General features: G+C 38.2%; 19 protein-coding genes. 8 read left to right on the top strand and 11 right to left on the bottom strand.

The features are described from left to right. Positions 1 to 8: 8 nt before the first annotated feature. From F927_RS03190 to F927_RS03170, 5 genes are all read right to left on the bottom strand, one after another. Positions 9 to 2087: a hypothetical protein gene (locus F927_RS03190; RefSeq protein ID WP_005081398.1), complete on the bottom strand. Its 2079-nt coding sequence runs from the start codon at positions 2085 to 2087 to the stop codon at positions 9 to 11. Positions 2088 to 2330: 243 nt separating this feature from the next. After that, on the bottom strand, positions 2331 to 3719 hold the full coding sequence (locus F927_RS03185; protein ID WP_005081397.1) for a hypothetical protein: 1389 nt from the start codon (positions 3717 to 3719) through the stop codon (positions 2331 to 2333). A gap of 410 nt (positions 3720 to 4129) precedes the next feature. Then, positions 4130 to 5521: a hypothetical protein gene (locus F927_RS03180; RefSeq protein ID WP_005081396.1), complete on the bottom strand. Its 1392-nt coding sequence runs from the start codon at positions 5519 to 5521 to the stop codon at positions 4130 to 4132. A gap of 264 nt (positions 5522 to 5785) precedes the next feature. After that, positions 5786 to 6355 carry a dCTP deaminase gene (gene dcd / locus F927_RS03175; RefSeq protein ID WP_003653416.1) on the bottom strand — a complete coding sequence of 190 codons (570 nt, stop codon included), beginning with the start codon at positions 6353 to 6355 and terminating at the stop codon, positions 5786 to 5788. Between the two features lie 100 nt (positions 6356 to 6455). Continuing rightward, positions 6456 to 7049: a LysE family translocator gene (locus F927_RS03170; protein ID WP_004638083.1), complete on the bottom strand. Its 594-nt coding sequence runs from the start codon at positions 7047 to 7049 to the stop codon at positions 6456 to 6458. A 302-nt stretch (positions 7050 to 7351) separates the two neighbouring features. On the opposite strand from F927_RS03170, the gene F927_RS03165 reads away from it, so the two are divergent. The 4 genes from F927_RS03165 to F927_RS03150 all read left to right on the top strand — a co-directional run bounded on the left by F927_RS03165 (position 7352) and on the right by F927_RS03150 (position 11532). Continuing rightward, the gene (locus F927_RS03165; RefSeq protein WP_005081394.1) at positions 7352 to 7894 is read left to right on the top strand and encodes a DUF2062 domain-containing protein; all 543 of its coding nucleotides are present in this window, start codon (positions 7352 to 7354) and stop codon (positions 7892 to 7894) included. A gap of 151 nt (positions 7895 to 8045) precedes the next feature. Next, complete coding sequence (locus tag F927_RS03160; protein ID WP_005081392.1) at positions 8046 to 9050, top strand: TAXI family TRAP transporter solute-binding subunit; 1005 nt, start codon at positions 8046 to 8048, stop codon at positions 9048 to 9050. After that, entirely contained in the window at positions 9047 to 9523 is a 477-nt protein-coding gene (locus F927_RS03155) for a DUF1850 domain-containing protein (protein ID WP_005081391.1), read from the top strand. Before F927_RS03160 ends, F927_RS03155 begins: the two co-directional genes overlap by 4 nt. Then, positions 9520 to 11532, top strand: coding sequence for a TRAP transporter permease (locus tag F927_RS03150; protein WP_005081389.1), 2013 nt, complete (start codon positions 9520 to 9522; stop codon positions 11530 to 11532). The genes F927_RS03155 and F927_RS03150 overlap by 4 nt, the downstream gene beginning before the upstream one ends. Before the next feature lie 74 nt (positions 11533 to 11606). Here the strand turns inward: F927_RS03150 and F927_RS03145 are convergent, their stop codons facing one another. The 4 genes from F927_RS03145 to F927_RS03130 all read right to left on the bottom strand — a co-directional run bounded on the left by F927_RS03145 (position 11607) and on the right by F927_RS03130 (position 15239). Further along, entirely contained in the window at positions 11607 to 12482 is an 876-nt protein-coding gene (locus F927_RS03145; RefSeq protein ID WP_005081388.1) for a 5'-methylthioadenosine/S-adenosylhomocysteine nucleosidase, read from the bottom strand. Between the two features lie 117 nt (positions 12483 to 12599). Continuing rightward, positions 12600 to 13832, bottom strand: a complete 1233-nt coding sequence (gene apbC, locus F927_RS03140) for an iron-sulfur cluster carrier protein ApbC (protein WP_004638077.1) — start codon at positions 13830 to 13832, stop codon at positions 12600 to 12602. A gap of 227 nt (positions 13833 to 14059) precedes the next feature. Further along, a complete protein-coding gene (locus tag F927_RS03135; protein WP_004638076.1) occupies positions 14060 to 14509 on the bottom strand; it encodes a hypothetical protein in 450 nt (149 codons plus the stop codon). 187 nt (positions 14510 to 14696) lie between these two features. Then, the gene (locus F927_RS03130; protein WP_005081385.1) at positions 14697 to 15239 is read right to left on the bottom strand and encodes a GNAT family N-acetyltransferase; all 543 of its coding nucleotides are present in this window, start codon (positions 15237 to 15239) and stop codon (positions 14697 to 14699) included. A 101-nt stretch (positions 15240 to 15340) separates the two neighbouring features. On the opposite strand from F927_RS03130, the gene F927_RS03125 reads away from it, so the two are divergent. Both F927_RS03125 and metG read left to right on the top strand, forming a co-directional pair. Then, positions 15341 to 15838, top strand: a complete 498-nt coding sequence (locus tag F927_RS03125; protein WP_005081383.1) for a hypothetical protein — start codon at positions 15341 to 15343, stop codon at positions 15836 to 15838. A gap of 92 nt (positions 15839 to 15930) precedes the next feature. Then, positions 15931 to 17988, top strand: a complete 2058-nt coding sequence (gene metG, locus F927_RS03120) for a methionine--tRNA ligase (protein WP_005081382.1) — start codon at positions 15931 to 15933, stop codon at positions 17986 to 17988. Between the two features lie 50 nt (positions 17989 to 18038). Here metG and F927_RS03115 read toward each other — a convergent pair whose 3' ends face one another. Beyond that, positions 18039 to 18722, bottom strand: a complete 684-nt coding sequence (locus F927_RS03115) for a hypothetical protein (protein WP_228127577.1) — start codon at positions 18720 to 18722, stop codon at positions 18039 to 18041. A 179-nt stretch (positions 18723 to 18901) separates the two neighbouring features. On the opposite strand from F927_RS03115, the gene F927_RS03110 reads away from it, so the two are divergent. Next, entirely contained in the window at positions 18902 to 19927 is a 1026-nt protein-coding gene (locus F927_RS03110) for an IS30-like element ISAba125 family transposase (protein WP_080631714.1), read from the top strand. On the opposite strand, the gene F927_RS03105 is transcribed toward F927_RS03110, so the two are convergent. After that, positions 19918 to 20163, bottom strand: a complete 246-nt coding sequence (locus F927_RS03105; RefSeq protein ID WP_005081374.1) for a hypothetical protein — start codon at positions 20161 to 20163, stop codon at positions 19918 to 19920. The genes F927_RS03110 and F927_RS03105 overlap by 10 nt on opposite strands. Positions 20164 to 20352: 189 nt before the next feature. On the opposite strand from F927_RS03105, the gene F927_RS03100 reads away from it, so the two are divergent. Beyond that, on the top strand, positions 20353 to 21330 hold the full coding sequence (locus F927_RS03100) for an MBL fold metallo-hydrolase (RefSeq protein WP_005081373.1): 978 nt from the start codon (positions 20353 to 20355) through the stop codon (positions 21328 to 21330). Positions 21331 to 21427 lie beyond the last annotated feature (97 nt).

The raw sequence follows: 21427 nt of genomic DNA, 5'->3' as shown, positions 1-21427 counted from the left end.
TACTCCTCTTATAGTCCAGTGGTAGTGATTTTAAGATGTTGAATCAATACACCATCAATCACAGCAGATCCCATATTATTGATCGGTGAAGCCGTATTTAATCGATATGTATTAATGTCTGCATTTGGAGTTGTCGTATACCATCGTCCATCTTCATAGCGAGCTCCAGGTAACGCACCTGTACTCGGTACTACAAATTTTAAGTTTGTATTTCCATTATCTTGACGGGTATAGCCTGTATTATTAACTGTAGGGTTATAAAGTGAAGTACTATCAATATTAACCCAGTTCACACCATTGGTTGAATCAAAACGTAAACCATAATCACCGTTACTTCCTGTAGCTGTACCTGTACTGGTGCGGTATTGCCAACGATAACCGCTACAAAATAGCCCTGTACAGCTTACACTTGTACGTTGTTGATTTTGTAGTTGATAGAAATAATGATCTTTTGAAACAGTTCCACTACTTAAAGAACCAAAAGAAATCCCAACAGCATCTTGTGTGCTATTTCCTTTAAATGCTTGAAGTGTTTTACCACCATCATCGCTATATACAGTACCGATACTAATACTACTGTGTGTAGCATTAGAGCCTTGATAGGTTTTTCCGCCCAAAGTAACGTTATTACCACATTGGTAAACGTTACAAGTTGATCCCTTATAGCTACTGTCTAAACCGGTATAATCAGTATATATTTGTTTATAAATACTTTCTTTATTGGGAATACGAGCAACTTCCAAACTAAAATTTTTACCGTCAGAACCTAAAATGACAGGTTGATATAAATTACCCAATACTAAGTTAGTATTTAAATTATAGATAAATAACCCTTCATTACCATTAAAAGCTGGCGCATTTCCACCATTAATAGCTGGAGTTGTTAAGTTATTTGTATCAGAAGTTTCTCTTGTACTTAGGCGCAATACACGATCATTTAGCCCCGTAGGTGTCGTCCACTGCCCTGTAGCTGTAATTTTTGTTGTTTGACTACGAATACGATATTGTACAACACCCGTACCACCTGGATTACTCGTTTGAGCAGGACTATAGCGAGGCGTCCAAACATTCCCAGCCGAGCCGCAAGAAGGGCAGCTTTCGCTACCACCAAGCGTAGGCAAGGTATCTGTTTTTGTAGACGTCGGTGTATTAGTTGACATGCTTGCTTTTAAATCAGCTCCATCACCACTGTTAAAACGAAATACACCCGACATCCCTAAAGTATTATTATAAAATGGACTTAGTCCACCTGTACTCCCTGCACCATCTAAAGTCTGAAATATTTTGAGATGACTGCCATTCAAACTAAATCCATTCCAAATACCCTGCAAACGTAACCTATTTGCACGGTTTGCATCTACACTTGTTCCAATTAAACCCTGATTATTTCCATAATGGAATTGATCTGCGGCACCATCGGCCTTATTAGGATTTCTAACAAATGCATCTGCCCATAAACCTAACTTTAAGTTATACGCATCACTACCAACACTGTCTCGTGTACCGACTTCATACAAAGGAGCTTCTAACGCCAAATAAGTTATTTCACCAGTATCTGTATTAAGCGACCCACCATCTGGTGTAAATGTAGGAACGTTCGGTTCTGTTTGAACTTTCAAAATCCAAGGATTACTGGCTGTACCCCAGCTGCGAATTGCATTTATTGAATTCCCATCATTACTTAAACCAACCCGTTCATTATGATTATTTGCACGATTTGGATTTGAAGCAGATATAGCTAAACCATATAAGAATAGGTCAGCCTTACCTACAGCGCGATCTCCTGAATCAATACTTCCATTATTGTTGGTATCTGCTGCTGTAAGTGATAAAGGACCAATTGGTAAATAGTTAATATACCCAGTATCCAATTGTCGATTAAACAAATCTGCTTGTGTAGTCGTCGCTTTTTCACCTTGAAATATCATATAGGTGTTTTCAGGAAGTAATGCTATGCCCTCGCCTGTAGTTTGGCTTAGCCCCTCATCAGAGATTTCTTGTAATGCAAAAACTGACTGGTTAACACATAGTCCAACCAAACTCGCTAAAACAGTTCTTTGAAATAAATCCTTATGAAGTATAGCCATTTTGACCTTCCTGTTACACGATGCTCCGCACCTACGTTATATTTTTTCTTTTATCCCTCTGAGTGATTTATTCAAAACTGCTTCCTAGCATCACTCAAAATATAGATAAATCGAGTCCATCTAATATCAAAATTTATTATGCCGAATAATTACACAAATGCAAAACAAACTGGTCAAATGTTACATTTTTCCGATGAGTGCATCACAAAAAAAGCAGCCGAAGCTGCTAAATACTGAAAAAGATCAGCAGAATTTTAAAGTTCCATAGCAGTTAGGCGTAAACTTTTGAGTAGCCAATTCCAAATCAACCAATGCCATTTGAGGACGTGCAGCATTAATTAAGTTAACCGTACCAACAGGGATAGCACTTCCTAGTAAGCAGTTTTCCGCTATAACCCCACCACACTGGACTGGATTTGCGTATAGAAACTCACTCACTTGCCTAAAAGCCTCATTGAGTGTTGCTTTTGGAATATCAACAGCAAGAGCAGGCTCAATAAACCCAATATCAATAGGATCTGAAAATTCTAACCACCAACCATTTTGCGAAACTGAGTTATTATTGGTCCACTGAATATCTTTAGACTGCAATGACAAAGAAGCTGCAGTGCCATTTAAATTTGCCTTATGAAAAAAACCTAAATCTTCACTAATCGCCACATCAACCATAAGATTTCGAATTAAACCCGTTGTATCTTTATTGTCTAGGTTAATGATTCCCGCAGCTCTTGCACTCAACTTACCACTTAAATCAATATCTCGAACTGTTGCCGTTGCAACAAGGTTTGCAACATTGATTCTTTTCCCTGTGATTTCTTGCTGTGGTAGATACAAATCACCCTTTAAGATATTACTTCCTGTTGCTTTATCCCGAAGATTAAGCGCATACGATGTTGTTGTAAAACCAATTGGAAACCCTAGGACGCAACACGCTCTTCCTGTAATAGCATCATAACCATCAGACTGATTAAGCGTTCCTTTTGCTGCCTCACCTGCCACAAGACTCGTTCCAAAACCATTTACATTCGCAATACCAGTTGTCGCAGCAATCTCCATATATCCACTAAGTGAATTAATACCACTTTTGTTAGGGCCATTCTCCATACCAAAGGTAATTAATCCAATCGCCTTTTCAGAACTTAAATTAATCCCAACGATCTCACGGGTCGATGCTTTATCTGGGTTTCGAATTGCAAACTCAATAAAGGGATTGGTCAACACCGCAGATGAACCCGCACGTGCTGCACGATCTGCTGCACTGTCTGTGTTAGACGTCTCAGAATTACCTAAACCACTTAAGCTCAGATAATCAATATCGATATCACACCCACCGGCGCCATTAACACCACCACAACCTAACTGAAGCTTTTTAATATTAACATTCAGTTCCATCTGAGTTTCTAAACCCAACTTATAAAAACCAACACTAGTATCGCCGCCAACTCGTTGTGCTTCTTTGTTAGCTAGATCTGTAGGGGAAACAAATGATAGACTCATCAATGCCTGCCCAGTCGTAGCAGACATTTCATTATCGCTTAAACTTTGAAGTGTAGTTGGTGCTGCATGCGCAGATGTTATATACAATCCACTTACTGCAAGTATTGCGAAATAAAGAGATTTAAACTGTCGCATACCGACCTCCATGTTTAAAATTTCCATTTATCGTTATTGTTATTTCTGGCTATCACACTTACAGACAATTATCAAAACCCAAACAATTACCTGCAATCCACACACAAAAAGAAACAATCAATTATGATTGTAGCTTATTTTTTTTAAAATAATAGTTCATTCGTCAGATGCCATTCTAATATCAAAAAGCGAGTTAGCATTTTATCTCATGAATTCCACAGTAAGTGCCTTTGAAATAATTAGATAATTTATCTGTATTTGAGAAGAATAATATTAGAAAGAGGCCACCCCAAATGTTTAAGAGGTTATAGCTGTTCGAACAAAGAAAATTTATAAAAGAAAAGAATTTAATCGTAAAAAAACCTCTGTTCATAAAAATAGAGTAGAGGTTTTTTCAACAATTTGGTGAATTAGCAAAACTTCAGAGAACCATAACAATTCGGTGTAAAGTTTTGAGTTGCTAGCTCTAAGTCCACTAACGCCATTTGTGGACGTGCAGCATTAATTAAGTTAACGGTACCTGTTGGAATAGTATCTCCGAACAAGCAATTCAACACCCCAAATGTACCACAATTAATAGGATTATCATTCAAATACTTAGATACTTGTGCAAATGCTTCATTCAAGGTGGCCTTAGGAATATCAACATTCAGAGCAGGCTCAATAAATCCAATATCAATTGGATCCGAAAATTCTAACCACCAACCATTTTGCGAAACTGAGTTATTATTGGTCCACTGAATATCTTTAGACTGCAATGACAAAGAAGCTGCAGTACCGTTTAAGTTGGCTTTATGGAAATAACCTAGATCTTCACTAATTGCCACATCAACCATAAGATTTCGAATCGTACCTGTCACCTGCCTATCTAAGTTAAGTCCTATTGCATTAGCAACAATATTCCCACTCAAATCAATATCGCGAACTGTCGCCGTTGCAGTTAGATTCGCACTTGTAATGCGTTTCCCCGTAATAGCCTGTTGCGGCAAAACTAAATCACCTTTTAAAATATTACTTCCTGTTGCTTTATCTCGAAGATTGAGAGCATAAGAATTTGTTTCAAAATTAATAGTTGGTACACAAAGTAATGGAAGGCTACATACCTTACCTGTAATAGGATTATAGCCATCAGATTGATTAAGCGTTCCTTTTGCTGCCTCACCTGCCACAAGACTCGTTCCAAAACCATTTACATTCGCAATACCTGTTGTTGCAGCAATCTCCATATATCCACTAAGGGAATTAATACCACTTTTGTTAGCACCATTCTCCAAACCAAAGGTAATTAATCCAATCGCCTTTTCAGAACTTAAATTAATCCCAACGATCTCACGGGTCGATGCTTTATCTGGGTTTCGAATTGCAAACTCAATAAAGGGATTGGTCAACACCGCAGATGAACCCGCACGTGCTGCACGATCTGCTGCACTGTCTGTATTAGAAGTCTCTGAGTTACCTAAACCACTTAAGCTCAGATAATCAATATCGATATCACACCCACCGGCGCCATTAACACCACCACAACCTAACTGAAGCTTTTTAATATTAACATTCAGTTCCATCTGAGCTTCTAAACCCAACTTATAAAAACCAACACTAGTATCGCCGCCAACTCGTTGTGCTTCTTTGTTAGCTAGATCTGTAGGGGAAATAAATGATAGGCTCATCAATGCCTGCCCAGTCGTGGCAGACATTTCACTATCGCTTAGACTTTGGAGAGTAGTTGGTGCTGCATATGCTGATGTTAAATACAAACTACTTGTCACAAATATTGCAAGATGAAGAGTTTTAAACTGTCGCATAATACCCTCCATGTGTTAGACATCCATTCATCATTATTTTTATTCCTAATTTTCGTATTAACTTCAGTAATTCATCACAAAACAATATTTAGATGAATAGTCTGTACATAAAAAGATCAAATCGGTTGAATTTTAGCTTACTTTTTTTAGATTATTAGTTTATTAATTTTGTAGATTTGTAATTTTTTAATTATTATTTTAATAATTCTTTTCTTAGAAATACATATTCACCATACCAATTGTATGGTGAATATGTCTGATTCATTAAGTCTTCGGCAGTGTCACGCCTGTTTGACCTTGATATTTCCCGCCACGATCTTTATATGAAGTTTCACATACTTCATCACTTTCAAAAAACAGCATCTGAGCAACACCCTCACCCGCATAAATACGTGCAGGTAAATTTGTGGTATTTGAAAACTCAAGGGTAACGTGACCTTCCCACTCAGGCTCTAACGGCGTAACGTTTACAATGATACCGCAGCGCGCATAGGTTGATTTCCCTAAACATACAGTAAGTACATTACGTGGAATACGGAAATATTCAATCGTACGTGCTAGAGCAAACGAGTTTGGTGGAATAATACAAACATCAGACTCGATATCAATAAAGCTTTTATCATCAAAGTTTTTTGGATCGACAATTGCAGAGTGTACATTGGTAAATACTTTGAATTCACGTGCACAACGGACATCATAACCATAGCTTGATACCCCATAGGAAATCAACTTTTCTCCGTTTTCATCGAAACGAACTTGATTTTCTGCATAAGGTTCAATCATGCCGTGTTTTTCGCTCATTTCACGAATCCAACGATCAGATTTTATTGCCATGTCTTTATATCCAAAAACGAAGTTGATGATTGGTGGCTACTTTAACGTAAAATGCTGCCAATGAAAACAATGCTGTTTTATCAGCAATCTGATATGACGACTAGAGTTTAGAAAGTGCAGAATAACTGATCGGGATCGCAAAACTCACGAGCACAATAGATGCGGTCCTTTGTAATTTGGCTTGAGATAACCATCCAACTTTATTCGTTGCTAAAGCTGCCCCAACGGCAATCCAAAACATAGCAATCGGAACAATTAGCCCAACGAAAGTACTCATATGAGTCAAATATATTTCTTGGCTCGTCCAAGCACTTGCAGGGAAAATTGCTGACGCAAACAATAATGCTTTAGGGTTCAGCAATGTCGCACATAAAAGCTCTCGTGGTCTGATCGTTGGCTGATTCAATGCAACTTGTTGGTCTGCTGTACGCCATAATTTTATAGCTAGAAAAAGAATATAGCTTGCACTCAATAATTTTAAGAATGTTGGAAGCAATGGCAAGGTAGCAGAGACAGTACCAATCAACACACCCCATGCACTAATCGCTATGATATAACCCATCGCTTCTGCAGGTATGAGCAATAAAGATTTGCGTACGCCGACTTGGATACCTGAAGATGCTAGCAAAGTATTGGTTGGACCTGGTGTGAACAAGATCGTGGCAACCAAACCAATAAAAAACCATGAAATCATTGAATGACCTCACTAAGAGAGGTTTTTAGATTAATCTAAACAATACTATGATAGCAAAAAATATCTGTAAGGAGTCATGTCTACCTTTCAGCTAAGCTTTTATATTTACTATCTTTTTAAAGAGTCAATGTTTAGTAACTTGTAAGTCACCATCTCATTATCGTAGATTTATTCACCGTCCCACGCTGCACTTTAGCTTTTACAACATGAAAAATCAAACATTTATTGTACATAATTTAAGTTTGAGCTAAGAAACGACTGTTAAGATAAAGATGATATTTTCTCATCACTTTACCCATTTTATGCCTAAGCTATTCTTCCAAAAGTGGCTTCCTTCCTCAGAAAAAATTGCCGATTTAAAACTTATGAAAATATTCGGCACTCGCACCTTGAATCCATTGCTTTGGTATGTGAATCGACACTCGATTGCAAAAGCGATAGGTCTTGGGGCATTTTGGGGAATTTTACCAGTTCCTTTCCACAGCCTTTTCATTATTCTCACGGTTTTATATTTTGAAGTAAATTTGCCGCTTGGACTATGTATGGCTTGGCTAACCAATCCGTTGACCATTGTCCCAATTTTATATTTAGGTTTTTGGTTTGGTGCAAAAATCTTCCACGTCAATATGATTAATAAAGACATGCTACTTGGCGTCTTACATCAGATCCTCAACTGGTTACAAAATTTCGGTCATGGACATATTGATTTGCATTTAGCCAAAATCTTAATTATAGGGCTAATCATCGAAGCCGTTCTGTTCGCACTATTATTTTATATTGCTACACATTTAATTTGGCGTTGGATGGTGATCCGCAAATGGAAATCACGCCATTCAGCAAGATAAATTCTTTAGTCTAAAAACCTGTAAAATAAGTTGCCATCCCCCTGAGAATACGGTAAGAGTAGAACATATTTAATTGCGTAAAAATGTACTGAATATTAAATAAAGCAGCCAAATGATGGATTTATGGTGTGCATATAAACAGGAGATAGTAATGAAAAAATGGCCCCAACTCATTTTACTCGGTTTAGCAATAACAGGTTTATCTGCTTGTTCTGACAATACTGGCAATAAAAATGCAAGCCAAGAAGGCAGTACCGCAACGACAAGCGCCAATAAACTGGAAACACGATTTGTTAATATTGCAACTGGTGGAGCTTCAGGTCCATATAATGTCATCGCAACAAATTTGGCTGAAATTTACCATAAAACGTATGGTGTTAACTCTAAGACACAGACCACAGGTGCTTCTGTAGAAAATCTAAATTTGTTAAAGCAAAACAAAGTAGAAATGGCTTTTGTGATGAGCGACAGTCTCACCGAAGCAATCAATGGACAAGGCAGCTTTAAAGATAAAATCACCAATGTTCAGCAAATCGCAGCGCTCTATCCGAACTATGTGCAAATCGTAACCTCAAAGAAATCTGGAATTAAAAACATTGAGGATTTGAAAGGTAAACGTATCGCAGTTGGTGCTCAGAACTCAGGTGTTGAAGTCAATGCTCGTACTTTGTTGAATGGTTTCGGTATTACCTACAAGGATGTAAAAGTAGATTATTTAGGTTATGCCGAAGCAGCGGATGCATTGAAAGGCGGAAAACTAGATGCAGCCTTCCTTACCAGTGGTATTCCAAACTCGTCACTGATGGAATTGCAACGTGGTTATGATCTACAGTTGGTCAGTATCAATCCTGATAAGATTAAAGAAATTGCCAAAGATCAGGCCTATTTCTTACCAATGATCATTCCAAAAGGAACCTATGACAATGCTGAGGATATTCCAACTGCAGCAATCATGAATGCTTTAGTCGTTCGCTCTGATTTATCTGAAGATGATGTTTATAAATTGACTAAAACCTTCTTCGAAAGCCTTGATGCTTTAGCCAATACTCACCAAGCAGCAAAAGACATCACTTTGCAAGGTGCTCAAAATGGTTTAGTCGCACCACTCCATCCAGGTGCTAAAAAATACTACGACGAGGTCGCGGCAGCTCAATGAAAATTATAAGTGCAGCTTCGGCTGCACTTTTCTGTTTAGCCTTCGGTATTGTTTTATTGGTTAGTTATCCGATTGCAAATACACATGTGATGAGTGAAAAACATAATTGCATCATTCGTGAAGCTGACTTTAACTTGCAATGGCGACATTCTGTCGAAAAAACAATATGGCGGGAAAGTTATCATCGTGAAAAAAATGCATTCCGTTTGGTCTATACTGATCTAATTTCTTTTGGCGCTGGTACACCAAGCGATTACCCTATTATTTCTCAAAAAGATGGCGTGGTCAGAATGGCTGTAAACCAAAAACTGAAAGAGATTAATTGGACTGTTTCACGAAATATGCAAGGTCAACTGTCCTGGAACAATACGACATGGGCGATTGCAAATGAACTGCCTAATTATAGCCTTGTGCAGTTTAAGAGTACGTACACACCATTATGGAAGATCTGGTGGTTAGGAGAATGTAGATGAATAAACCCGATAACAGTGCAACACCAGAACAGAGTGATCAAGCCAAACAAAGAGAATTATTAGAAAAGTTTGATAAGGAATCGGTTACTCGCACACCCAAACAGAAATCTGTTGCCCTCTTTATTACCGTTTTAGCAATTTGTTATTCACTCTTTCATTTATTTATTACCTATAACCCGTTACCTGAACTGATCCAACGTTCAGCACATGTGTCTATCGGTTTAGCACTAATTTTCTTGCTCTATCCAGCACGACAAAGTAGTGATCGACAGCATATTGCATGGTATGACTGGATTTTAATGTTAGCCTCCTTTGCCTCACTGGGCTATTTATGGATTGAATATCAAAACATCATGACCTCTCGTGGTGGTATTCCCAATACGTTAGATATCGTATTTGCAATCATGACGGTTGTGTTAGTCATTGAAGCGGCACGACGAATCATGGGCTGGATGCTCCCGATTTTAGGTTTGGTTTTTCTCGCCTATCCATTTATTAGTCATTTTAATTGGATGCCTGACCGTTTACTCACTCGACCATATAGTGTGAGCGATATTTTTGGTCAAATGTATTTAAAAACTGAGGGCTTGTATTCATCAGCCATCGGTGCATCGGTCACGTTCATTTTCTTATTTATCCTATTTGGATCATTTCTTGCCAAATCTGGTATGGGCAAACTGTTCAATGATCTCGCAATGGCTTTAGCAGGTCATAAACAAGGTGGCCCTGCAAAGGTTGCTGTGATTTCAAGTGGCTTTATGGGCAGTATTAACGGTACAGCGGTCGCAAATGTGGTAGGAACAGGCTCCTTCACCATTCCTTTGATGAAGAAAATTGGCTATCAAAAGAATTTTGCGGGTGCGGTGGAAGCCAGTGCCTCAGTTGGTGGACAAATTCTCCCGCCAATTATGGGCGCGAGTGCGTTCATTATGGCTGAAACAACAGGAGTCAGTTATGGCACTATTGCCCTTGCTGCTGTACTTCCTGCATTGCTCTATTATCTTGGGGTAATCTCCCAAGTGCACTTCCGTGCAGGTCGAGATAATTTAAAAGGCTTGCCTAAAGCTGACCTTCCTCGCGTTAAAGAAGTATTAAAAGAACGCGGACATTTACTGATTCCAATCGTGGCGTTAGTTTTTTTCTTATTTCAGTCTATGCCTGTCAGTTATGCTGCCGTCTACACGATTCTTTTAACAATCGTAGTTGCCAATCTCCGCAAAACCACGTGTATGGGATTCAAACAGATCTTAGAGGCGCTTGCGGATGGTGCTAAACAATCCTTGTCGGTGATGTCTGCCTGTGCGGTGGTTGGTTTAATTATTGGTGTGGTGAGCTTAACCAGTTTCGGATCGGTGATGACCTCTTATATCATGAGTGTTGGCGCAGGAAATCTGTTTCTGACCTTATTATTTACTATGGTCGCTTCCATGATTTTAGGTATGGGGCTACCTTCTATTCCAGCTTATATTATCACTGCAACAATGGCTGCTCCTGCTTTGGCCCATTTTGATGTGCCTATCCTCGTTGCTCATATGTTCGTTTTCTATTTTGGATTATTTGCCAATATTACCCCACCTGTTGCTTTGGCTGCTTTTGCTGGGGCTGGTATTTCAGGGGGCGACCCGATGAAAACTGGTTTTCAAGCACTCAAATTGTCTCTAGCAGGCTTTATCGTACCTTTCTTGTTTGTCTATAACCCTGCAATGCTAATGATTGATACGACTAATATTGCATTGAATGCACGCGAATTTGCGCTTCCACCAATCTGGAGTATTGTCAGTATTACCGTTACATCAATTGTTGGTATTTTGGCTTTAGGCGCTGCGGTAGAGGGCTATTTTAGAACCTCAATGAATCTAGTTTGGCGTTTAGTTTTAGGGATCGGTGCATTACTGATGATTATGCCTGAGGGCAGAACTGATCTGATCGGAATAGTGATGGTCGGTCTTTCAATTGCAATGAATATTTTACAAGCCAAGAAAGAAAGTCCATCATCTTCGAACATTTAAACTCGAAGTTTAAGCAAATTTCAGAAAGGCGGTCGTCAAGACCGCCTTTCTTTCCATATGAAATATACAAAGCTTTATTTCGACTCGCTTTTTGCTTTCATGTATTGTTCTGCAACATCTAATACATAGTCCTGACATGCTTCACCTGTCGCAGGATCATAAGCACCGTTATTGGTGATATTATTTGATAAGATCCGAATCCCAAGAAATGGTACTTTGAATTGATGAGCAATTTGCGCGACTGATGCAGCTTCCATTTCTTCAACTGAAGTTCCATACGTACGATGGAAAAATTTAATTCGATCCAATTCATTATTCCAAACATCTGCTGAACCAATCGTTCCTTCAACAACTTGTCCTTTGCTATAGTTTGCTTTTGCCGCATAAGCTGCAATTAAAAGCTCTGGATCACTCTCAAACTTACGAATGGCAATTGGCTCTGGATCAGATTCATCTTCAGGCAGTACATCAAATGCTTCATGCCATGTTAAGGCATCTGAGCCACCACCAATTGGTTGTTGCGGTGTTCTAAATGCACCAATATTGGTCGTATATTTTCCGAGAACAATATCAAAAACATTTAATTCAGGGTCATGTCCACCTGATGTCCCTTGGTTAATAATGGCTATCGGCTGATACTTTTGAATCGCGATCGCAGTCGCTGCTGCTGAGTTACTCATCCCCATACGTGTTTTAGAAATAATCATCGGGTAACCTTTGTAAGTACCTTTCCAAAATTTCCAACCACCAATGGTTTCAACAGTTACATGATCTAACTTTGCAGCCATGCGTTCAGATTCTACGGGTAATGCACCTTGGATCACGATAGGTTGTAATTTCATTTGCTGCTGGGGTTCATTGTCTTTTTTAGATTCATCACTATTGCATGCACTGAATAAAAAGGCAGCACAAACACCTACAATACCGACAGCATATTTCAACCGCTTCATAAAACTCATCTCAAATTAAAATTGAAATGAAGCAATCGACATGCCAATTTTTACTAAACGTTATATTTTTACAACCACACAATTAAAAGCCCAACAGTTTTGTTGGGCTAGGCGTTGTTAGAAAATACGCTTATCGTCCCGCTGACGCTGAGGTAATTTATTCATTTGTTCCAGCACTACTGCTGCAATATTCATATAACTTTCTGCTGCATCATCTTCAACTACGACACTCGGTTGCCCATTATCAGCATGTTCACGGATTTTTGCGTCTAAGGGTAAACGCCCCAACAATGGAATATCATATTGTTCAGAAAGCTGATCGCCACCACCGATACCAAAAATCTGTTCTTCATGTCCACAGTTCGAACAAATATGCGTTGACATATTTTCAATCACACCCAGTACAGGAATATTCACTTTATTAAATAATTCAATCCCTTTCACGGCATCCATGAGCGCGACATTTTGTGGTGTGGTGACAATCACAGCCCCAGTTACAGGGATACGCTGCGCTAAAGTAAGTTGAATATCACCTGTGCCCGGTGGCATGTCGATGACTAATACATCCAAATCTGGCCACAATGTTTGATTGAATAATTGCATTAGTGCACCCGTTGCCTTAGGCCCACGCCAAGCCACAGGCGTATTGTTCGCCCCAATAAGATGACCAATCGAAATCACCGCCATGCCATAGGCATCTAAAGGAACAAAATGTTCATTTTCAATTTGTGGTGTGCGGCCTGCATTTCCTAACATGGTTGGAATACTTGGGCCATAGATATCCGCATCAAGGACACCAACTTTCAAACCAAGTTTTTGTAGTGCCAAAGCTAAATTTACAGTGGTTGTTGATTTACCTACACCACCTTTCCCCGAAGACACCAAAATCACATTTTGAATACGTGGATGTGGCGCCACATCTCGTTGCTGTGGTGCGGCTTTCTGGATTGGAGGATTATTCGGATCTTCCTCAGCTTTTGGAGAAGCATCCATCACAGGCGGTAACTTATTACTATTTTCAGCTTTAGGTTGAGATGAACAGCTATGCCCCGCCTCTCCATGTGCGGCATGTTTTTGTTGAATAATATGAAGATTCAGTTCTTGGATTCCACATTTTTCCAAAGCATCAGCCAACTCGTCATGAATTTGTTGCAAATGATCTTTTTCTTGCGGGTATGTATTGATGGTCAGTTGTAAGATACGACCTTGTACATTGACTTGGCTAATTCGATCTTTTAAAGCATTTTCAGAGTTTGGCAAAACATAATTCTGTAGCACTGCTTGAATTTCGTCTTCCTTCACCTCTTGAGCTGGTGAAAAAACAGATTTTAAGGAAGAAAGCCACGACATTTTGTTTACTCCAAAAACAGGTCAACATATCACTGAGTTTGGTTAGTTTAGCAGTATTAATAGCGGTTGCCACTTTATAAATGAATCACGTTGCAGACTAAAATTCATTACTTAAGCTACAAATATAAAAAATAGACGCTCATATCTTAGAAGATTGTCGCGCATTTTTTAAATGCACTTTCTTCAGTCAATATCAGCGTCTAGATTTATTCAAAAAGTGCTAAGCATCAACCTTTGAACTTATTAATGGTATCAGTTGCAGCTTTCTTCAAATCATCTAATTTGTGACTCGCTTGAGCTTTCAAATCATCAAACTTAGCAGCAGCATCATCTTTTAACTCAGCCGCTTTTGCTTTCGCATCGTCCAATTTATGACTTGCTTCTTCTTTTAAATGATCAAACTTTTCCTGAAGACTATGTTGTGTGTCTTCTAGTTTTGCTTTCGCCTCATCCACTTTGCTTGAAAAAGCATCTTTAGTTTCAGAGCCTTGCTCCGATACATCTCTCTTTAAATCATCGAGTGCTTTTTCACCCTTTAATTTCAACTCTTCAGCAGAGTGTTTTAAGTCATCAACCGCTTTTTCACCTTGTAGCTGAGCTTCTTTTGCTTTGTGTTTAAGATCATCACCCAATTCAGCTGCTTGAGTTTTTAATTCATCAATTTTGTCATTTGTCATGGTATTTCCTCACTAACGAATAAGCAAAGTACATATTGTTGGAGCTAGATTTATTTATAGCGCATTTAGATGATTTTTTTAGTGATTGCTGCAAATTGAAACAATTGGGATACAGGAAGATTCATTTCATATCCGACTGATAACCTTTTGAATTTTTTAGATATAAAAATCATATAAATGAACAACATCAACCTTGATTATGAAACTCTTTCCTAGAGATTTCATATAAAACATGCCTGCTCAATGGATGATCGGATGCCAATGCAGGATGTTGGAATTCTGTTATTTTTCTCATTTTTAACTTTTTCATTACTGCTTGTGATTTTTCATTTTCCAAAGTTGTAAAAGATACAACTTTATTCAGTTGCAACTGTTCAAACGCAAAATCCAAAGCGGCATTCGCAGCTTCTGATGCGTAGCCTTGCCCCCAATATGCCTGATCAAGTCGCCAACCAATTTCAACACAAGGCGAAAATGAAAATTGTATGGGTTGATCATGCAATCCAACAAATCCTATGAATTGTTGGTTTTGTTTTAACTCTACCGCCCAAAAACCCCAGCCTTTCGTCTCGATAATTAACTTCATACGATCAATCAAGGCATCACTTTCTGCTCGTGACAGCAGATTCGGAAAGTACTGCATCACCTGTGGATCAGCGCTCATCTCTGCAAAACATGGATAATCACTATCTCGCCATTGGCGCAAAATCAGTCTTGGTGTTTCGATCATTTTTACAACCATCAAATTTCAATTAAAAACTATTCACAATATAGCGAAATAGATCAGATATACTTTCGCATTAACGATATCTTAAACTTATTTATAAAGTTATGAATGAAAATGAACTTTTAGAAATTCAACATGAACTTCAAGCTCAAGAAAAACGTCTGAATTATATTCTTTCAAGTAAAAGAAGAATCCAGCATATGATTCTTTCTTTTGAACAGGATCTGGCTGAACAATTAATTCCTGTTATTGATCAAATCAGTGATGATAAAGCGCCAGTTGAAAGCAGTTTAGCGCTGACGATTTGCTGGAAATTTTCTAAAGCCGAGTTTCCGAAAACGGAACATTGGTGTAGCGAACTCAGCATTACTGACCTTGAAATTAGGGATCAATTTACTGTGACGTTAAAAGCACAGGCATGGTTAGGGACTCTAGGCAGTGATGAGCTTTGGCAAACTCCAATGTACGCTGAAATTACGCTTGATCCCAAAACAGATGGTCTCAAGAGCTACTACATCCATTTCTTGTCTAAAGGCAAAATTATTTCGCTGAGAAAGAACTCAAAGCACAACGTAACCGTTAAGCAGATGCAAAGTATGTGATCTTTGAATATTTCACTGAATCCCTTGTGCAAGTCGGGGTCAAGTCATGTAAAATCATCTGCCTTGCAAATACGAATGAGAGAACAATATCCGTGCGTAAAATTTTAGTCACCAATGCCCTCCCTTATGCCAATGGTCCTATCCATATGGGTCACTTACTCGGTTATATCCAAGCAGATATTTGGGTTCGTGCGATGCGTGCAATGGGTCATGAGGTGACTTACGTATGTGCGGATGATGCTCATGGTACAGCGATCATGCTGCGTGCCGAAGCCAATGGCATTAGCCCTGAAGCGCAAATTGCCAACGTTCAAAAAGAACATATCCGTGACTTTGATGGCTTTGGCGTACATTTCGATCACTATGATTCAACCAATAGTGACGAAAACAAAGCGCGTTCAGAAGAAATTTATATTAAGAACCGTGAAGCAGGCAATATCGCAATTCGTCCTGTAAATCAGCTATTTGATCCTGAAAAAGGCATGTTCTTGTCTGACCGTTTCATTAAAGGCACGTGTCCAAAATGTAAATCGGAAGATCAATACGGCGATGCATGTGAAGTGTGTGGCACAACTTACAATGCAACTGAATTATTGAACCCACGCTCAACTTTGAGCGGTGCGACACCTGTTGAGAAATCATCAGACCATTACTTCTTTAAACTTCCAAATTTCTCAGAATACTTACAAAAATGGACGCGTGACCAAGGTCGCCTACCTGTTTCGATTGCCAACAAACTAGATGAGTGGTTTGAAGCAGGTTTATCAGATTGGGATATTTCGCGTGATGCACCTTATTTCGGTTTTGAAATCCCAGATGCGCCAAACAAATATTTCTATGTTTGGGTCGATGCACCGATTGGTTATATGTCGAGTTTTGAAAACTACATCAAAACCAAACGCCCAGATCTAAGTTTTGATGATTTCTGGAAAAAAGACAGCGATAAAGAAGTCTATCACTTCATCGGTAAAGATATTGTTTACTTCCATGCACTGTTCTGGCCTGCAATGCTTGAAGGTGCGAACTACCGCACGCCATCTGGTTTATTCGTCAATGGTTTCTTGACCGTGAATGGTCAAAAGATGTCAAAATCTCGTGGCACATTCATTAAAGCTGAAACTTATTTACAGCATTTGAACCCAGAATATTTACGTTATTACTTTGCTTCTAAGCTTTCTGACAAAGTTGAAGATTCGGATTTGAATTTGGATGACTTCGTACAAAAAGTGAATTCTGACCTTGTCGGTAAAGTAGTGAATATTGCCAGCCGTTGTGCAAAATTCATTAACAGCAATTTCAATAATACGCTTTCAAGCACATGCGCTGAACCTGAACTGGTTCAAAGCTTTATTGATGCGGGCGACTCAATTGCTCAAGCCTATGAAGCACGTGAATTCTCTGCTGCTATTCGTGAAATCATGGCGCTTGCGGACAAAGCGAATCAATATATTGATGAGAAAAAACCGTGGGCGCTTGCGAAGCAAGAAGGTCAAGAACAACAAGTTCATGATGTTTGCTCAGTTGGTATCAACTTATTCCGTCAGCTTGCAATTTACTTAGCTCCTGTTCTTCCAACACTTGCGGCTCAAGTTCAGTCTTTCTTACAACTTGAAAGCTTTGACTTTGCTGCACGTCAGCAGATCCTCGTTGCACACGAAATTGCTCAATTCCAACCGCTTATACAGCGTGTTGATCCTAAAGCAGTTGCTGCGATGGTAGATGCATCTAAAGACTCATTAGCTGCTGCGGCAGAAGCGCCAAAAGTGGAAAAGAAAAAAGAGAAGAAAGCCGAGAAGAAGCCTGAACCTAAAGTGGGTGAAGCTGAAATCATTGGTATCGAAGACTTTATGAAAGTTGACCTCCGTGTAGCTGAAGTTTTAGAAGCTTCAACTGTCGAAGGTTCGGATAAGTTGCTTCAACTCACTTTAAATGTAGGTGAAGCTGAACCACGTAATGTGTTTAGTGGCATTCGTGAGTTCTATCAGCCAGAAGACTTAAAAGGCAAATTAGTAGTGATGGTCGCTAACCTTGCACCTCGTAAAATGCGTTTTGGTATTTCTAACGGTATGGTACTTGCAGCGGGTAATGGTGAAGGTGTTTGGGTGATCTCACCTGAATCTGGTGCTAAAGCTGGTGATAAAGTGTCTTAAGATTTAAGTTGAAAGATAAGAAAGAGCCTCTACAATGTAGGGGCTTTGTGCTACTTAAATTGAGGAATATCCAGTACTTCAGTGTTAATTTTTAAATATTCATATATAACTCTACTTTTATCAAAAAGTCTTTCATCATTAGTTATAAAAAAATCACAATAACTTGCAAATGCTACATGTGAAATATCAGATTGAGCGCTTACAAATTTTTTTTCATTTTTCACTTTCTTCTCAGGCCTAAATCCACTGAGATTTAAAATAGTATAGATTGCATGTATTTTTTCAAAATAAAAATTACAATGCCTAATTTGTAAAAAATCATCTAACTCTACTTCTTGTAGAGAAGTGTTTTCTGCTTTTAACATGTTCCAAATTTTAATTAGTACATTTGGATATTCAACTTTATTTATTTGATCAACATTTATCTTAAGAGAACTTCTATATGCTAAATGAGCATCAGTCTCACTATTCGCTTGCCTTAAGTTTTCTATATTCTGTCGAACTGTTGCCTCAAAATCAGGCATCTGAGCTTTCATAGTATAAAGTTCTTTTTCCTTTTGACTAATAAATAACTCTAAAATGGGATGATTAATCTTCTCCTTTTTTAGAATTCTTATTTGCTCGCCTAGAAACTCTAAAATTTTATATTGTGCTCCAATTTGTTCATTGGCCATTGCATCATAATCTTGAACACCACCATACAAAGCAAAAATATTCCTTTGCAATGGATTCATAATGTAATCATATTTCATACTTTCACTTATATATTCATTATAATAATTAAAGATTGAACCTGAATAAACTCTCATTCTCCCTGTCAATTTAAAATTTTCATCAAGCATAGGTTTTAAGTATAAAGGGCAGAGTAAAACTTGAAGTGCGACATAAACCACCTAATTAATTTAAAGGGTTTATGGAGTATATAAAATTGTCATACCATCATCTTAACTTTGAAGATCGTACTGCATTAATGCTTGAGTCAAGAAAAGAAGGCTTTTCAGCCAGAAAATTTGCTGAACTCATTAAAAGACATCCTAGTACGATCTATCGTGAGCTTAAAAGAAATAGCATCAATGACGTTTATCAAGCTCAATATGCTTCTGATAACACCTTCGCTAGACGTAGACGTGGTCACAGAAAACTCAAAATCGTTTCAATCCTCTGGAAATTTATTGTTGAAGCGATCCGTTGTTTATGGTCTCCTCAGCAAATAGCAAAGCGTTTAAAGACATTTCCTGATTTGGATCAAACAATGAATGTAAGCCATACAACGATTTATTCAACGATACGAGCATTACCCAAGGGTGAGTTGAAAAAAGACTTATTATCCTGTCTACGTCATGAAAATAAAAAGCGAAAAGCTAACGGTGAACCTAAAAAAGATTCTATATTACAGGATATTAAAACTATTCATGAGCGCCCAGCCGAAGTTCAAGAAAGAAAAATACCGGGTCATTGGGAAGCTGATTTAATTAAAGGTAAAGACAATAAAAGTTCGATAGCAACACTTATTGAACGAAATACACGGCTCTGTATCTTGGCAACATTACCTGATGCAAAGGCAGAATCAGTGCGCAAGGCTTTAACTGAAGCTCTGAAATATTTACCTGCAGAACTGCGTAAAACGTTGACCTATGACCGTGGACGCGAGATGGCAGAACATAAAATACTTGAAGAAGATTTAGGCATAGATGTATATTTCTGTGACCCACATTCACCCTGGCAAAAAGGCACATGCGAAAATATGAATGGTTTAATTAGGCAATATTTACCTAAAGGGATTGATTTAAATCAGGCAGATCAGCATTATTTAAATCAAGTTGCCATGTCACTGAATACTCGTCCTAGAAAAGCGTTAGATTGGCTTACACCATTAGAGAAATTTGCTCAGCTTGTTGATTATCATAAGGCTTTTGAAACTGTCGCACCTCATGTTTGAATTCGCCAAGCTTTAAAATGTTCTAACAATTTTAAAAAATTATCAGAATATCTCTTATCAGTTAATCCTGATATATATATTTCTTGAAATGTACTATCGGAATATACAACTTGAACTCTATCTTTAAATCCATTAAAAAAATCAAAATCATTAGTTTGACAATCAATAAATCCATCTAAAATATTTTGATCAAGATATGCTAAAGGTTTACCTGAATAATTATGCTCTTCTTTCATATGTGTGGGTTTTTCTTAAATTAATTTTTCAGTCTTCATATTACTCTTTTTATATTAAAAATACATAGACTATCTCCTCCCTATTTCCCTTAGTACACCATATTATTTGACCTAATAAAAAACAGATGAAAGAATCCATCTCATATGCTAAAAAGTAGACAATTCAACTAAACTTGAGAATATTTGTAAATGAAAAAAACAGCCCTAATCCTTTCTATCTCAATCTTGAGCAGTTTCCCTTTACTGAGCTATGCAGAAACAAGCAAAACCCTGCCAGTCATTGAACAACAAAAACAAGTCGCAGGCTTTTACCAGCACCAAGTGAGTGATGTGCAAATCACTGCCCTGCTAGATGGTACAAACTTTATGTCACCAAGCTTGTTTAAAGATATTTCACCACAACAAGTCCAAGAAATTTTAAAGAAATACTATGCTGATCAAGAGAAAGGTGTCCAGACTTCCATCAATGCATTCCTCGTCAATACAGGCAAATCACTGGTTTTAGTCGATAGCGGTGCAGAAAGTTGTTTCGGTGCGCATCTTGGTTCTATTTTGAAAAACCTAGTTGCTTCAGGATATAAACCTGAACAGGTCGATACTATTTTACTCACTCATTTACACCCAGATCATGTGTGCGGCATCAGTCAAAAAGGCACTGCCAATTTTCCTAATGCGACAGTCTATGTATCAGATGATGAAGCTAAATATTGGTTAGATCCGAAACAAATAGCAAAACTACCAAAAGACAAACAAGCCAACTACTTAGGTACAGTCGAAAAGATCAAAGAAGCTATTGCACCCTATCAAGCCAAGCAACGTTTCAAGACCTTCAAGCTCGGTGATGAAATTCAAGGTTTTAAAGTGATCAACACGGCAGGACATACACCGGGGCACTACAGTTATGAGTTAAAAACTAAAGACCAAAGTGTGGTATTCATCGGTGATATTGTTCATTCTCATACCGTGCAATTTGATAAACCAGAAACTGCGATTGAATATGATATTGATCCGAAAAAAGCAGTACAAACCCGTTTAAAACAATTTGCGAATTTTGCAAAAAATGGCCAAACCATTGCTGCACCACATTTACCATTTCCGGGTATTGGGCATATTTACTCAGCAGATCAGAAAAGCTATCAATGGATTCCCGTCCATTTTAAAGATTAATGACCATCAGCATGTGTTGCCCGTCAATGCATGCTTTTACCGAACTAAAACAAAAATTAAAATGACTTAAATTTACAACGGACAATAATGTCCGTTA

Origin of the sequence: Acinetobacter haemolyticus CIP 64.3 = MTCC 9819, assembly GCF_000369065.1 — a bacterium.
GTDB lineage: Bacteria > Pseudomonadota > Gammaproteobacteria > Pseudomonadales > Moraxellaceae > Acinetobacter > Acinetobacter haemolyticus.
Note: the sequence above shows the minus strand (reverse complement) of the source record. Positions and strands in the feature narration are given on the sequence as shown.